This window comes from Pseudomonas sp. GL-B-26 (assembly GCF_019947405.1).
Taxonomy (GTDB): Bacteria; Pseudomonadota; Gammaproteobacteria; order Pseudomonadales; family Pseudomonadaceae; genus Aquipseudomonas.
On the sequence record NZ_JAGYGJ010000001.1, the window covers coordinates 56,170 to 71,772 of the forward strand.

Sequence of the window (15,603 nt, forward strand, 5' to 3'; positions counted from 1 at the left end):
GTCGCCAAGCCGTGTTAAACAGTGGCGCCAGGGAACTGCAGCCACTGATAACAACAAGGAATCACCATGAAACGTAGCCTGACCGTTCTCGCCCTGCTGATTGTTGCGCTTGCCGCAGCTGCAGGCTGGTACGTTTTCAGCAAGCAGCCGTCACGCCAGGGCATGGTGGAACTGCAACACCTGCAAGGTTCGGTCACCGTGCGCTACGACGAGCGCGGCATCCCGCACATCCGCGCCGAGAACGAAACCGACCTGTACCGTGCCCTCGGGTACGTGCACGCCCAGGACCGGCTGTTTCAGATGGAAACCCTGCGCCGCCTCGCCCGCGGCGAGCTGGCCGAGGTCCTGGGCCCGAAACTGCTCGACACCGACAAGCTGATGCGCAGCTTGCGCATTCGCGAACGCGCCGACACCTACCTGGCGAACATGGACAAACAGTCGCCGGCCTTTATCGCCATGCAAGCCTATCTGGATGGCATCAACCAGTATCAGGACAGCCACCCAAAACCTGCGGAGTTTGATGTACTGGGCATACCCAAACGCCCGTTCACCGCTCTGGACACCATCAGCATCACCGGTTACATGGCCTACAGTTTTGCCGCAGCGTTTCGCACCGAACCGTTGCTGACCTACGTGCGCGATCAACTGGGCGCCAACTACCTGAACGTCTTCGATCTCGACTGGCAGCCCAAGGGCGTGCTGGCGAAAAACCGCAGCGGTGCCATGCCACCCCTCGCCAGTACCGACTGGAAAGACCTCAACGCCCTCGCCCGTCTCAGCGAACAGGCACTTGCCGACAATGGTTTGCCGCAGTTCGAGGGCAGCAACGCCTGGGCCGTCTCCGGTAGTCGGACCAAAAGCGGCAAACCGCTGTTGGCCGGCGACCCGCATATCCGTTTTTCCGCGCCGTCGGTATGGTATGAAGCGCAGCTCTCGGCGCCGGGTTTTGAGCTCTACGGTCACTATCAGGCATTGATGCCGTTCGCCTCTCTCGGGATGAACCGCGACTTCGGCTGGAGCATCACCATGTTCCAGAACGACGACCTGGACCTGATCGCCGAGAAGGTCAATCCAGACAACCCCAATCAGGTCTGGTATCGCGGCAAGTGGGTGGACATGGTGACCAGCGAACAGCAGATCGCGGTCAAGGGCCAGGCACCGGTAACACTGGTGCTGCGCCAGTCGCCCCACGGGCCGATCGTCAACGATGCGCTGGGTAGTGGCGTCGGCAAAACACCGATCGCCATGTGGTGGGGTTTTCTCGAAAGCCAGAATCCGATCCTTGAGGGCTTCTACCAGCTCAACCGCGCCGACACCCTGGCCAAGGCGCGCAGTGCCTCCGCAAAGGTTCAGGCGCCGGGTCTGAACATCGTCTGGGCCAACGCCAAGGGCGACATCGGCTGGTGGGCAGCGGCGCAATTGCCGAAACGTCCGGCGGGTGTGCGTCCGGGGTTCATTCTCGACGGCAGCACCGCCGACGCGGACAAGGAAGGTTTTTACCCGTTCAGCGCCAACCCACAGGAAGAGAATCCGGCACGCGGTTACATCGTCTCGGCCAACTTCCAGCCAGTGTCGCCGACCGGCATGGAGATTCCCGGTTACTACAACCTGGCCGATCGAGGTCAGCAGCTCAATCGCCAACTCAGCGACAAAACCATCAAGTGGGATCTGGACGCCAGCCAGAAGCTGCAACTGGGCACCACCACCGCCTACGGCCCGCGCCTGTTGGCGCCGTTGTTGCCGGTATTGCGTGAAGTCGTGAGCGATCCCGCCGAGCTCAAACTGGTTGAGCAACTGGCCGAGTGGAAAGGTGACTACCCGCTCGACTCCACCAGCGCCACGCTGTTCAACCAGCTCCTGTTCAACCTGGCTGACGCGACGATGCACGATGAACTGGGCAATGACTTCTTCGAGACTCTGCTGTCGACCCGGGTGATTGATTCCGCACTGCCTCGCCTGGCCGCAACGGCCGATTCACCGTGGTGGGACAACCGCAACACCCTCGGCAAGGAAACCCGCGCCGATACGGTCAAGGTTGCCTGGCAGGCGAGCATTGCTCACCTCAAGACCACCCTCGGCGCCGATTTCGCGCAATGGCAGTGGGGCAAGGCGCACACGCTAACGCATGGCCATCCGCTGGGGCAGCAAAAGCTGCTGGACCGTATCTTCAATGTCGGCCCGTTCGCGGCACCTGGCACTCACGAAGTACCGAACAACCTTTCGGCCAAAATCGGCCCGGCGCCGTGGCCAGTAACTTATGGTCCTTCGACCCGCCGTCTGATCGACTTCGCCGACCCGACCCACAGCCTGACCGTCAACCCCGTTGGCCAGAGCGGCGTACCGTTCGACAGCCACTATGACGACCAGGCTGAGGCGTACATCGAAGGGATCTACTACCAGGCGCATCTCAATGATGAAGAAGTCACGGCCAACACCCGCAGCACGTTGAAGCTATTGCCAGCGCGTGCGGCTCAATAGATTTCCGTTGGCCGGGGCTGACGCCTTCGCGAGCAAGCCCGCTCCCACATTGAACCGTGTCTGCCTGGGCAACTCGGTCAACTGTGGGAGCGGGCTTGCTCGCGAAGAGGCCCTGACAGGCAACAAAAGTAATGGCTCAAACCATCGCAGCAAAGTTCAGCCTGAACTGCTGTGGCGTCACGCCCAGCCTGCGGCTGAACACACTGCGCATGTGCTGGGCATCGCGAAATCCGCACTGATAAGCCACGGTCTTCAGCGGCGAGTGGGTGCTTTCAAGCAGCACCCGCGCCGCGTCCACTCTGGCCCGCTCGACGAATTCCGCCGGGGTGATTTTCGCCTCTTTGGTAAACACCCTGGAAAAGTTGCGGGCGCTCATGTTGGCGGCGTTGGCCAGGTCGGCAATCGTCAGATCGCCCGTCAGGTTGGCCAACACGTAGAGCTGCGCCAACGCCACCGCCGAAGTGGGTTCGGCGTGTGGCGTGAGGAATGGGCTGAACTGTGACTGCCCGCCCGAGCGCTGAGTGAACACCACCAGTCGCTTTGCCACACTCAGCGCTACTTCCGGCCCGTGATCCCTGGCCAGCAGGTACAGCGACAGATCAATCCCGGCCGTGACACCCGCCGAGGTGTAGAGCTCGCCGTCCTCCACGTAAAGGCGATCCGCCTCGACCTGAGTCGACGGGCACAACTGCGCCAGCGCCGCGGCGTCGCCCCAGTGGGTGGTGACCGTTCGCCCTTCCAGCAATCCGGCCCTGGCGAGCATGAACGCGCCGTTGCAGATCGAACCAAAGCGTTGCGCCTGCGCGCAGGCATCGCGCAGCCAGGCATCGAATGCCGCACCGAAATCCATGAACGGCAACTGCGGCCCACCGGCCACCAGCAGCAAGTCATAGGCCTCCAGTGCTTCACTGAAATGCCGATGGGCATTGAGCGACAAACCGTTGGAACACGCCATCATCCCGCGCTCGACGCCGATCACCTCCAGTCGATAGTGATCGGCCGGCTCAAGGAAACGATTGGCTTCGCAAAACACATCCATGGGACCGGTGACGTCCAGAGACTGAACGCCGGCGAAGACCACGATGGCAACGGTTTTACTCATGGCTCAATTGCCTCTATGGATCACGCTTACCTGTGGCGAGGGAGCTTGCTCCCGCTCGGTTGCGCAGCAATCGCAAAACCGCCAGACACTGTGCGCCTGACAAAACTCGGTTGTAAATCTTGGGGCCGCTTCGCAGCCCAGCGGGAGCAAGCTCCCTCGCCACAAAAGCGTGCTCATCGACAGCAACCCTAGCCAATCCGTGACCAACAAGCGAGGTTGGCACGATATGCATGCTCATTGGCCGGGATCGCAGCCATGGATCGATTGTCCGGTTTCGGGTGCTCGAACAGACTGAACCCATCAGCGCCGCCACGGCGTTCCCCACAAGGACAGCACCATGAGCAGCACCATCGCCGGTATCAAAATTCCTGACAGCGCGTTGGCCAAGGCCACCACGGAATACATTCGCGACGTCGAATCAGACCTGTTGTATCACCATTCGCGTCGGGTGTTTCTGTTCGGTGCCTTGAGCGGTGAACGCAAGCAACTGGCCTACAACCCCGAACTGTTGTACGTCGGCGCGATGTTCCATGACTTGGGTTTGGTGGAGGGTCATCGCACTGACGACGAGCGTTTCGAAGTCGATAGCGCCAACGCTGCCAAAGCGTTCCTCAAACCTTACGGTTTGTCCGACGACGATATCGAGCAAGTGTGGCTATCGATTGCCCTGCACACCACACCGGGCGTGCCGCAACACCTGCGACCTAACGTGGCACTGGTCACCGCTGGCGTCGAAATGGATGTGCTGGGCATCGATTACGCGGCGTTCCCCAGCGCGCAACGCGAAGAAGTGGTGCATGCCCACCCGCGTGGCGAAGGGTTCAAGGAGTGCATCCTGTGTGCGTTCGCCAATGGCTTCAAACACAAGCCGGACACCACTTTCGGCACCGTAAACGCGGATGTGCTGGTCGACAGTGAGCCGGGGTTCAAGCCGATGAACTTCGTCGAGATTATCCGCAAATCCCCTTGGGTGGCATAAACCAATGTGGGAGCGGGCTTGCTCGCGAAAGCGGTGTGTCAGTCAACATGGATGTTGAATGTCAGTCCGCCTTCGCGAGCAAGCCCGCTCCCACATTGGATCTGGGTTGACCACACTGTTGTGGTCAACCCGGCATTACTTCAAGCAGCTTCCGGCGCCTGCTGGGCGCGACGCACGTCCGGTTGTTTCCAGGAGTCGGCAGCGCCTTCTTCGATCGCCTGCTGAATCGCGCGTTTGCGACTTTCTTCGGCACGACGGCTGAAGAACCAGACCAGGAAGGTCATCAGCGATACCGCCAGCAAAATCAGACTGGCCACGGCGTTGATCTCGGGTTTCACGCCCAGACGCACCGCCGAGAACACTTCCATCGGCAGGGTCGTGGAACCCGGACCGGACACGAAGCTCGCCAACACCAGGTCATCCAGCGACAGCGCGAACGACATCATGCCGCCGGCTCCCAGGGAGGGCGCGATCATCGGGATGGTGATCAGGAAGAACACCTTCCACGGCCGCGCACCGAGGTCCATGGCCGCCTCTTCGATGGACAGGTCCAGCTCACGCAAACGCGCCGACACCACCACCGCCACATACGCCGCACAGAACGTGGTGTGGGCGATCCAGATGGTGATGATGCCGCGCTCCTGTGGCCAACCGATCATCTGCGCCATGGCAACGAACAGCAGCAACAGCGACAGACCGGTGATCACTTCAGGCATCACCAGCGGCGCGGTGACCAGGCCACCGAACAGCGTGCGACCCTTGAAGCGGGTGATACGGGTCAGGACGAACGCGGCCAATGTACCCAGCGCCACCGCCGCCACCGCCGTGTAGCAGGCGATTTCCAGCGAGCGCACCACCGAGCCCATCAGTTGAGTGTTGTCCATCAAGCCGACGTACCACTTGATCGACCAGCCGCCCCACACCGTTACCAGTTTCGAGGCGTTGAACGAGTAGATCACCAGGATCAGCATCGGCGCATAGATGAACAGCAAACCCAGCACCAGCATCAAGCTTGAGAAACGGAAGCGCTTCATTCTTTACCCTCCATTTCTTTGGCCTGACTGCGGTTGAACAGGATGATCGGCACAATCAGGATCGCCAGCATCACCACCGCCAGGGCAGACGCCACCGGCCAGTCACGGTTGTTGAAGAACTCTTGCCAGAGCACTTTACCGATCATCAGGGTTTCCGGGCCGCCGAGCAGTTCCGGGATCACGAACTCGCCCACCACCGGAATGAACACCAGCATGCAGCCCGCGACGATGCCGTTCTTGGACAGCGGAATGGTGATTTTCCAGAAGCTGTTGAAGGTGCTCGAGCCCAGGTCAGATGCGGCTTCCAGCAAGCTGGCGTCGTGTTTCACCAGGTTGGCGTAGAGCGGCAGAATCATGAACGGCAGGTACGAATAAACGACACCGATGTACACCGCGAGGTTGGTGTTGAGGATCTGCAGAGGTTCGTCGATCCAGCCCATGCTCATCAGGAAACCATTGAGCAGACCGTTGTTGCTGAGGATGCCCATCCACGCATAAACGCGGATCAGGATCGCGGTCCAGGTCGGCATCATGATCAGCAGCACGAGTACCGTTTGCAGCTCTTTGCGGGCACTGGCAATGGCGTAGGCCATCGGGTAGCCGATCAGCAAACAGAGGATGGTGCTGATCAGCGCCATCTTCAACGAGCCGAGGTAGGCGGCGATGTACAACTCGTCGCCGGCCAGCATCGCGTAGTTGCTCAGGTTAAGCAGCAACTGCACCTTTTGGTCGAGGTAGCTGTAGATCTCGGTGTACGGCGGAATGGCCACGTCGGCTTCGGCGAAGCTGATCTTCAGGACGATGAAGAACGGCAACATGAAGAACATGAACAGCCAGATGAACGGAACCCCGATGACCAACTGGCGGCCACCGGGAATTATTCGATTGAGACGGCGTTTGAGTTTGCGCATGTTCATGAGCGAAGTACCACGCCGCTGTCGTCTTCCCAATACACGTAGACCTGGTCACCCCAGGTTGGGCGCTGACCGCGGCGCTCGGCGTTGGCGACGAAAGACTGGACGATCTTGCCGCTCGGCAGTTCGACGTAGAACACCGAGTGGCCACCGAGGTAGGCGATGTCGTGCACCTTGCCGCTGGACCAGTTGTATTCGCAGGTTGGCATGGTCGGCGTCACCAGCAGTTTTTCCGGACGGATCGCGTAGGTCACGGATTTGTCCTGCACCGACGTGCTGATGCCGTGGCCCACGTAAATCTGACGGTCCAGGTCCTTGCAGGTGATGGTCGCGTGACCTTCGGCGTCGTCGATCACTTCACCGTCGAAGATGTTGACGTTGCCGATGAACTCGCAGACCAGACGGCTGGTCGGGGTTTCGTAGATGTCGATCGGGCTGCCGATCTGGGCGATCCAGCCCAGGTGCATGATCGCGATGCGCTCGGCCATGGTCATGGCCTCTTCCTGGTCGTGGGTCACCATGACGCAGGTTACGCCGACCCGCTCGATGATCTCGACAAGCTCAAGCTGCATTTGCGAACGCAGCTTCTTGTCCAGAGCACCCATCGGTTCGTCGAGCAGCAACAGCTTCGGTCGCTTGGCCAGGGAACGCGCCAGGGCCACACGCTGACGCTGGCCACCGGACAACTGATGCGGCTTACGCTTGGCGTATTGCGTCATCTGAACCAGCTTGAGCATGTCCGCGACACGGGCATCGACTTCAGCTGCGGGGATTTTGTCCTGCTTGAGGCCGAACGCGATGTTCTGCGCCACGGTCATGTGCGGGAACAAGGCGTAGGACTGGAACATCATGTTGATCGGCCGCTCGTACGGCGGCATGTCGGTGATGTCTACGCCATCGAGGAAAATGCGCCCCTCCGTGGGCCGTTCGAAGCCTGCGAGCATACGCAGCAACGTGGATTTGCCCGATCCCGAACCGCCGAGCAGGGCGAAAATCTCGCCTTTCTTGATTTCCAGGGACACGTCGTCCACGGCAATCGTCTCGTCGAACTTCTTCGTGACCCGGTCGATTTTGACCAACACCTGTTTAGGTGATTGGTCGCCCTCGAGGGCTTTCTTATAGGCGCCGGAGGCAACTGCCATTTACGAAACTCCCAGAAAAAAAGAGTGCAGTTCGCTCAAGGTGAGCCAACCTTGGATAGTTTGAGCCTTGTAGCTATTTACCCGACTTGACCTTGGTCCAGCTGCGGGTCATCAAACGTTGAATGTTTGGTGGTAACTCGATAGACACGTAAGTCTTGTCGAGAACGGCTTGCGGTGGATAAACCGATTCGTCGGTGCGAATGGACTGTTCCATCAGTGTGTCCGACCCTGGGTTAGGGTTGGCGTAACCCACGGAATCACTGACCTGGGCGATCACCTCGGGTTTCAGCAAATAGTTGATGAAGGCGTGCGCTTCTTTCACGTTGGCCGAGTCTTTTGGAATCGCCAGCATGTCGAACCACAGCGCACCGCCTTCCTTCGGAATCGAGTAGGCGATGTTCACGCCTTTCTTCGCTTCAGCCGCACGATTGCGGGCCTGGAACATGTCGCCGGAGAAACCGATGGCGATACAAATGTCGCCGTTGGCCAGGTCCGCGATGTATTTGGAGGAGTGGAAGTAGGTCACGTAAGGCCGCACTGCCAGCAACTTGGCTTCAGCCTTCTTGTAATCTTCGGGGTTGGTGCTGTTGGCATCGAGGCCCATGTAATTGAGGACGGTGGGCATCATTTCATCAGCGGAGTCGAGGAACGCTACGCCGCAGCTGTGCAGTTTCTTGATGTTCTCCGGTTCGAATACCGCAGCCCAGGAATCGATCTTGTCGACGCCCAGCACAGCCTTGATTTTGTCGACGTTGTAACCGATGCCGTTGGTGCCCCACAGGTACGGCACGGCGTACAGGTTGCCCGGATCGTTCTGCTCCAGACGCTTGAGCAATACGGGGTCGAGGTTCGAGTAGTTCGGCAACTTCGACTTGTCGAGTTTCTGGAACGCACCGGCCTTGATCTGCTTGCCAAGGAAGTGGTTGGACGGCACGACCACGTCATAACCGGTACGCCCGGCCAGCAACTTGCCTTCCAGGGTTTCGTTGGAATCGAAGACGTCATACACCGGTTTGATGCCGGTTTCTTTCTGGAAGTCGGCCAGGGTGGTCTCGCCGATGTAATCCGACCAGTTATAAATATGCACAGTGCCAGCGGCCTGGACACTAACGGCAAGCGTCAGTCCGGCGCCGACCAGCAGTGCATTGCGCAACAAAGAAAAAATAGGCACGTCGAGGTCCTCTAAAATTAGTTGGGCCCAAGTTGCCCCGCGTTACATGACAGCCATGGCTGCCTGGCAACAAAACCGGCGCGCAACTTACCCTCGAAAAACCGTTCCAGCAAAACTTTTATGCAGATACCTGTAGCAGCCTGCGGCAGCTGCTACAGGGTTTTACTTACTTACCGGATTTGATCTTGGTCCAGCTGCGAGTCATGATCCGCTGGGTCGCGGCCGGCAAGTCGGCAATCGCGTACAGCTTGGCCAGCACGTCCGCTGGCGGGTAGATGCCTGGGTCGGCGGTGATTTCTTTATCGACCAATGCGGTGGCGGCCGCGTTACCGTTCGGGAAGCGTACGGCGTTGGTGATCTCAGCCATGATTTCCGGCTTCTGCAGGAAGGTCATGAACTTGTAGGCGCCTTCGACGTTTTCGGCATCTTTAGGGATGGCGACCATGTCGTAGAAGCTACCTGCACCTTCTTTCGGAATGTTGTAGCTGACCTTCACCTTGTCACCGGCTTCAGCCGCGCGGGACTTGGCCTGGTAGATGTCACCCGAGTAACCCACGGCCACGCAGATGTTGCCGTTGGCCAGGTCGGAGATGTACTTGGACGAGTGGAAGTAGCCCACCGAAGGACGAATCTTCAGGAACAGTGCTTCGGCTTCGGCCAGTTGTTTTTTGTCCTGGCTGTCGGTTGGATAGCCCAGGTAGTGCAACGCCACCGGAATCATCTCGGTTGGCGAATCGAGGAAGCTGATACCGCACGACTTCAACTTGGCGGCGTTTTCAGGTTTGAACAGCAGGTCCCAGGAATTGGTTGGCGCATCGGCCCCCAGTGCAGCTTTGACCTTCTCGGCGTTGAAGCCGATACCGATCGAACCCCACATGTACGGGAAAGCGTGTTCGTTGCCCGGGTCGCTCACCGATACTGCTTTAAGCAGGTCAGTGTTCAGGTTCTTCCAGTTAGGCAGCTTGGACTTGTCGAGCTTCTGGTAAACGCCGGCCTTGATCTGCTTGGCCAGGAAGTTGTTCGACGGTACGACGATGTCGTAGCCGGACTTGCCTGCCAGCAACTTGGCTTCCAGGGTTTCGTTACTGTCGAATACGTCGTAAACAACCTTGATCCCCGACTCGGCTTCGAACTTCTTGACGGTATCCGGTGCGATGTAATCGGACCAGTTGTACACGTGAAGAACTTTGTCGTCCGCCTGAACTGCGCCCGCCATCACGCCCATCAGGGACATGGCGAGGAGGGTCTTGCCAGCTATCTTCATACCTAATGCCTTCATGGGTAATGCTCCAATTTTTCTTTTTAACCACGTGTTCAGCGGCCTTTCCCGGGCACCCGAACAACCGGTAGTCTGGCAAGATCCAAGGCAGGCTTTCAAGGAAAGACCCATCCTTTGTTTGCGCTGAGCGAAATGCGAACTTCGCACCCCGCTCAGAGCCTAGCACTTAGCCCTGCAATGCACTCAGGGTCAGGTCCAGACACTTGCGTGCCTTGGTCACCAACTCATCGATTTCAGCCGGTGTAATCACCAGTGGCGGAGCAATGATCATGGTGTCGCCCACGGCGCGCATGATCAGGCCGTTCTCGAAGCAGAACGTGCGGCAAATCATGCCAGCGCCCTTGCCTTCGTAACGCTTGCGAGTGGCCTTGTCCTGCACCAGCTCGATCGCCCCCAGCAGACCCACCCCACGCACTTCACCCACCAGGGGATGATCGTTCAGTTCCCGTAGACGCTTTTGCAAATAGGGTGCCGTTTCTGCATGAACGCGCTCGATAATTTTTTCTTCGCGCAGGATGCGGATGTTCTCCAGTGCCACCGCAGCGGCCACCGGGTGCCCGGAATAGGTGAAGCCGTGGTTGAAATCGCCACCTTCGTTGAGCACCGCCACCACTTCGTCACGCACGATCAGGCCACCCATCGGGATGTAGCCGGACGTCAGGCCTTTGGCGATGGTCATCATGTCGGGCTTGAGGTCGTAGAAATCGCTACCGAACCACTCACCGGTACGGCCGAAACCACAGATCACTTCGTCCGCCACGAACAGGATGTCGTACTTGGCGAGGATTTCCTTGATGCGCGGCCAGTAGGTGTCTGGCGGAATGATCACGCCGCCGGCACCCTGGATCGGCTCGGCAATAAAGGCACCGACGTTGTCCACGCCGACTTCCAGAATCTTCTCTTCCAGCTGATTGGCCGCCCAGATACCGAACTCTTCCGGTGTCATCTCGCCGCCTTCAGCGAACCAGTACGGCTGCGCGATGTGGACGATGCCCGGGATCGGCAAGTCGCCTTGTTCGTGCATGTACGTCATGCCGCCCAGGCTCGCGCCGGCCACGGTGGAACCGTGATAACCGTTTTTGCGGCTGATGATGACTTTCTTCTTCGGCTGGCCCTTGATCGCCCAGTAGTGGCGAACCATACGCAGCATGGTGTCGTTGCCTTCAGAGCCGGAACCGGTGAAGAACACGTGGTTCATGCCTTGTGGCGCGATGTCGGAGATGGCCTTGGCCAGTTCCAGCACCGGCGGGTGAGCGGTCTGGAAGAACAGGTTGTAATAAGGCAATTCGCGCATTTGTTTACTGGCGGCATCGGCCAGTTCATCGCGACCGTAACCGATCGCCACGCACCACAGGCCGGCCATGCCGTCGAGGATCTTGTTGCCTTCGCTGTCCCAGAGGTAAACGCCCTTGGCGTTGGTGATGATCCGCGGGCCTTTCTCTTTCAGCTGCTTGAAGTCGCTGAACGGGGCCAGGTGGTGATCGTTGCTCAGGGTTTGCCATTCACGGGTTTTCGGGTTGTTGCTGGTCATGCGAATCTCCTTAAAAAAATCAGGTGAAAGCGCCGCCCAATAACGGCGGCGCCCGGCGCATCAGACGGCGAAGAGCAGGAATTCCCGCTCCCACGAACTGATCACGCGCTTGAAGTTTTCATGCTCGGCCCGCTTGACCGCGACGTAGCCAGTGATGAATTTCTTGCCCAGGTATTTCTCGATGGTCGCGCTGTGTTCCATGCGTTCCAGCGCGTCTTCGATGGTCAGTGGCAGGCGCAGGTTGCGGCGTTCATAGCCACGACCCACCACCGGCGCACTCGGGTTCAAGCCTTCGACCATGCCGATGTAACCGCAGAGCAGGCTCGCGGCAATCGCCAGGTACGGGTTGGCGTCGGCGCCCGGCAGGCGGTTTTCCACCCGACGGTTTTGCGGCCCGGCATCCGGAACCCGCAGGCCCACGGTGCGGTTCTCTTCGCCCCACTCCACGTTCACCGGTGCCGAAGTGTCCGGCAGGAAGCGGCGGAACGAGTTGACGTTAGGCGCGAACAGCGGCAACAGCTCGGGGATCAGTTTCTGCAAACCACCGATGTGATTCAGGAACAACTGGCTCATGGTCCCGTCTTCGTTGGAGAAGACGTTCTTGCCGGTCTCGATGTCGATGATGCTCTGGTGCAAGTGCATCGCACTGCCCGGCTCGCCGGTCATGGGCTTGGCCATGAACGTCGCCGCCACGTCGTGCTTGAGCGCGGCTTCGCGCATGGTCCGTTTGAACACCAGGATCTGGTCGGCCAGGGACAGGGCATCGCCGTGACGGAAGTTGATTTCCATCTGCGCCGTGCCGTCCTCGTGGATCAGCGTGTCGAGGTCCAGCTCCTGCAATTCGCACCAGTCGTAGACGTCTTCGAACAGCGGATCGAATTCGTTCGCCGCTTCAATAGAAAACGACTGGCGACCGGTTTCCGGGCGACCGGAACGGCCAACCGGCGGTTGCAGCGGGAAGTCCGGGTCTTCGCAGCGTTTGGTCAGGTAGAACTCCATTTCTGGCGCCACAATCGGCTGCCAGCCCTTGTCGGAATAGAGTTTCAGCACCTTTTTGAGCACGTTGCGCGGCGACAGCTCGATCGGGTTGCCTTGCTTGTCGTAGGTGTCGTGGATCACCTGAGCGGTGGGCTCGATGGCCCAAGGCACCAGGAATACCGCGTTCTGGTCGGGGCGGCAGATCATGTCGATGTCGGCCGGGTCGAGCAGTTCGTAATAGATGTCGTCTTCGACATAGTCGCCGGTCACGGTCTGCAACAGAACGCTCTCGGGCAGGCGCATGCCTTTTTCGGCAATGAACTTGTTGGTCGGCGAGATCTTGCCCCGGGTGATCCCGGTCAAGTCGGCGATCATGCATTCGACTTCTGTGATCTTGTGGTCTTTCAACCAATCGGTGAGCTGGTCGAGGTTGTTACTCATAAATGCCTCTTAGGCTGAGTTTCCTGACTCTTATAAGTCAGGCGTTGTTTGACGCATCGGCGTCGCGTTGTAATGCGTGCTTACGGCAGGCATCGCCAAATGCCTGGAAGATCGCAAGGTAATCCGGGTTTGAGCTTACCTGCCATTCGGGATGCCATTGCACTCCTAAAGCAAAACCCTTGCCCTGCGGGACCGAGACAGCCTCGATCAACCCGTCGGGAGCCAAGGCCTCGACGCAAAGGCCCGGCGCCAGACGTTCAATGCCCTGACCATGAATCGAATTGACCTGTATCTCACTCGCCAGGCCCAGACCTGCAAGCACACCACCCGGTTGAATGTGCACCGGGTGACTTGGCGCATACTGTCCTTCAAGCGGTAGGCTATCGTCTTCACGGTGATCCATGAATGGACCGGCTTCGTGGACTTTTTGATGCAGGCTGCCGCCGAACGCCACATTCATTTCCTGGAAGCCGCGGCAAATACCGAGCACGGGAATGCCGGCCTCGACTGCGGCGCGGATCAACGGGAGGGTGGTGGCATCGCGTGCAGAATCATGAGCAGTGCCCGGCGCGCTGGCTGGGCCGCTATAGTGAAACGGTTCTATATTGGAAGGAGAGCCTGTAAAGAGGATGCCATCCAGACCGTCCAGAATATCGGACGGTGCCAGCAAATCGGCCAGGGACGGAAGAATCACCGGCAGGCCCTTGGCCGCTGAGGCCACGGCGCGGACGTACTTGTCGCCACTGATGTGATAAGCATGCAGACCGATCTGCTTAGAGCAGGCGGTGACGCCGATTAACGGCAGGCGAGACATGAAGCACCCCGGTATTATTGGTGTTATGGGTTTGAATCGAGCTTAGCCTTGTTCATTTTTTTACACAACACCCCCGTAAAAAATACAACACGGCCCGCTCAAGCCCGCAGACGCTAAAGCGCTCAAAGGCATAAAAACGCCCCAAAGTGCCTCAAAAAAGCCCAATGGGTGCTTTTTTAGGGCAAAAAAGGCCTCGCTTGACTTCGGCATGCCGTTCGGGTTGACTGGAATCCGAAGAGATCAATGATTGATATTTTTAACAACAAAGGTGTTGCATCATGTCGGTACCCCCGCGTGCCGTTCAGCTTAACGAAGCGAACGCGTTCCTTAAGGAACATCCTGAGGTTCTGTACGTTGACCTTCTGATTGCGGATATGAATGGTGTGGTGCGCGGCAAGCGCATTGAACGCACCAGCCTCCACAAGGTTTACGAGAAAGGCATCAACCTGCCGGCCTCTCTATTTGCTCTGGATATCAATGGCTCGACGGTGGAAAGCACCGGCCTGGGCCTGGACATCGGCGATGCTGACCGAATCTGCTATCCAATCCCTGACACCCTGTGCAATGAGCCTTGGCAGAAGCGCCCTACCGCGCAACTGTTAATGACCATGCACGAACTTGAAGGTGAACCTTTCTTCGCGGATCCCCGTGAAGTTCTGCGTCAAGTTGTTGCCAAGTTCGACGAGATGGGTCTGACCATCTGCGCCGCGTTCGAACTGGAGTTCTACCTGATCGACCAGGAGAACGTAAACGGTCGCCCACAACCGCCTCGCTCGCCGATCTCCGGCAAACGCCCGCATTCGACACAGGTTTACCTGATCGACGACCTCGACGAATACGTCGACTGCCTCCAGGACATTCTGGAAGGTGCGAAAGAGCAAGGCATCCCTGCCGACGCGATCGTCAAGGAAAGTGCCCCGGCGCAGTTCGAAGTGAACCTGCACCACGTTGCCGACCCGATCAAGGCCTGCGACTACGCGGTCCTGCTCAAGCGCCTGATCAAAAACATCGCCTACGACCATGAAATGGACACCACCTTCATGGCCAAGCCTTACCCGGGCCAGGCGGGCAACGGTCTGCACGTCCACATCTCGATTCTTGATAAAGACGGCAAAAACATTTTTGCCAGTGAGGATCCCGAGCAGAACGCCGCACTGCGTCACGCGATCGGCGGTGTGCTCGAGACCCTACCGGCGCAGATGGCTTTCCTCTGCCCGAACGTCAACTCCTACCGTCGTTTCGGCGCACAGTTCTACGTGCCGAATGCACCGTGCTGGGGTCTGGACAACCGTACTGTTGCGGTACGTGTGCCAACCGGTTCCGCCGACGCGGTCCGTCTGGAACACCGTGTTGCCGGTGCCGATGCCAACCCGTACCTGCTGATGGCTTCGGTCCTGGCAGGCGTGCACCACGGCCTGACCAACAAGATCGAGCCGGGCGCACCCGTGGAAGGCAACTCCTACGAGCAGAACGAGCAAAGCCTGCCGAACAACCTGCGCGATGCATTGCGCGAGCTGGACGACAGCGAAGTCATGGCCAAGTACATCGATCCGAAATACATCGATATCTTCGTCGCGTGTAAAGAGAGCGAGCTGGAGGAGTTCGAACACTCCATCTCCGACCTCGAGTACAACTGGTACCTGCATACCGTGTAAGCGGTTGCAGTAAAAACAACGCCGCAGGCCTCACAGCATGCGGCGTTTTTATGTCCGAACACTAACTTTGTGGCGAGGGGATTTA

Annotated in this window: 12 protein-coding genes; 3 read left to right on the plus strand and 9 right to left on the minus strand. The window is 58.8% G+C overall.

The features are described from left to right. Nucleotides 1-66 precede the first annotated feature (66 nt). Entirely contained in the window at nt 67-2,478 is a 2,412-nt protein-coding gene (locus KGB23_RS00270) for a penicillin acylase family protein (protein WP_223429481.1), read from the plus strand. Nucleotides 2,479-2,614: 136 nt separating this feature from the next. Here the strand turns inward: KGB23_RS00270 and KGB23_RS00275 are convergent, their stop codons facing one another. Further along, nucleotides 2,615-3,580 (minus strand): GlxA family transcriptional regulator, encoded by a 966-nt coding sequence (locus KGB23_RS00275; protein WP_223429482.1) that lies wholly within the window; start codon nt 3,578-3,580, stop codon nt 2,615-2,617. Between the two features lie 337 nt (nt 3,581-3,917). Between KGB23_RS00275 and KGB23_RS00280 the strand changes: the two genes are divergently transcribed. Then, the gene (locus tag KGB23_RS00280) at nt 3,918-4,559 is read left to right on the plus strand and encodes an HD domain-containing protein (RefSeq protein ID WP_046045159.1); all 642 of its coding nucleotides are present in this window, start codon (nt 3,918-3,920) and stop codon (nt 4,557-4,559) included. A 140-nt stretch (nt 4,560-4,699) separates the two neighbouring features. On the opposite strand, the gene KGB23_RS00285 is transcribed toward KGB23_RS00280, so the two are convergent. The 8 genes from KGB23_RS00285 to KGB23_RS00320 all read right to left on the minus strand — a co-directional run bounded on the left by KGB23_RS00285 (nt 4,700) and on the right by KGB23_RS00320 (nt 13,863). Next, the gene (locus KGB23_RS00285; protein ID WP_150659053.1) at nt 4,700-5,593 is read right to left on the minus strand and encodes an ABC transporter permease subunit; all 894 of its coding nucleotides are present in this window, start codon (nt 5,591-5,593) and stop codon (nt 4,700-4,702) included. After that, nucleotides 5,590-6,471: an ABC transporter permease subunit gene (locus tag KGB23_RS00290; RefSeq protein ID WP_223429611.1), complete on the minus strand. Its 882-nt coding sequence runs from the start codon at nt 6,469-6,471 to the stop codon at nt 5,590-5,592. Before KGB23_RS00290 ends, KGB23_RS00285 begins: the two co-directional genes overlap by 4 nt. 35 nt (nt 6,472-6,506) lie before the next feature. Continuing rightward, nucleotides 6,507-7,649 (minus strand): ABC transporter ATP-binding protein, encoded by a 1,143-nt coding sequence (locus KGB23_RS00295; RefSeq protein WP_008150457.1) that lies wholly within the window; start codon nt 7,647-7,649, stop codon nt 6,507-6,509. A 73-nt stretch (nt 7,650-7,722) separates the two neighbouring features. Further along, entirely contained in the window at nt 7,723-8,820 is a 1,098-nt protein-coding gene (locus tag KGB23_RS00300; protein ID WP_150659055.1) for a polyamine ABC transporter substrate-binding protein, read from the minus strand. A gap of 166 nt (nt 8,821-8,986) precedes the next feature. Beyond that, nucleotides 8,987-10,084 carry a polyamine ABC transporter substrate-binding protein gene (locus tag KGB23_RS00305; protein ID WP_223429612.1) on the minus strand — a complete coding sequence of 366 codons (1,098 nt, stop codon included), beginning with the start codon at nt 10,082-10,084 and terminating at the stop codon, nt 8,987-8,989. Between the two features lie 181 nt (nt 10,085-10,265). Then, on the minus strand, nt 10,266-11,630 hold the full coding sequence (locus KGB23_RS00310) for an aspartate aminotransferase family protein (RefSeq protein ID WP_223429483.1): 1,365 nt from the start codon (nt 11,628-11,630) through the stop codon (nt 10,266-10,268). A gap of 60 nt (nt 11,631-11,690) precedes the next feature. Then, nucleotides 11,691-13,049 (minus strand): glutamine synthetase family protein, encoded by a 1,359-nt coding sequence (locus KGB23_RS00315; RefSeq protein WP_111448383.1) that lies wholly within the window; start codon nt 13,047-13,049, stop codon nt 11,691-11,693. 37 nt (nt 13,050-13,086) lie between these two features. Further along, nucleotides 13,087-13,863 carry a gamma-glutamyl-gamma-aminobutyrate hydrolase family protein gene (locus tag KGB23_RS00320; protein ID WP_223429484.1) on the minus strand — a complete coding sequence of 259 codons (777 nt, stop codon included), beginning with the start codon at nt 13,861-13,863 and terminating at the stop codon, nt 13,087-13,089. 278 nt (nt 13,864-14,141) lie between these two features. Between KGB23_RS00320 and KGB23_RS00325 the strand changes: the two genes are divergently transcribed. Next, on the plus strand, nt 14,142-15,518 hold the full coding sequence (locus KGB23_RS00325; protein WP_008150449.1) for a glutamine synthetase family protein: 1,377 nt from the start codon (nt 14,142-14,144) through the stop codon (nt 15,516-15,518). Nucleotides 15,519-15,603: the final 85 nt, after the last annotated feature.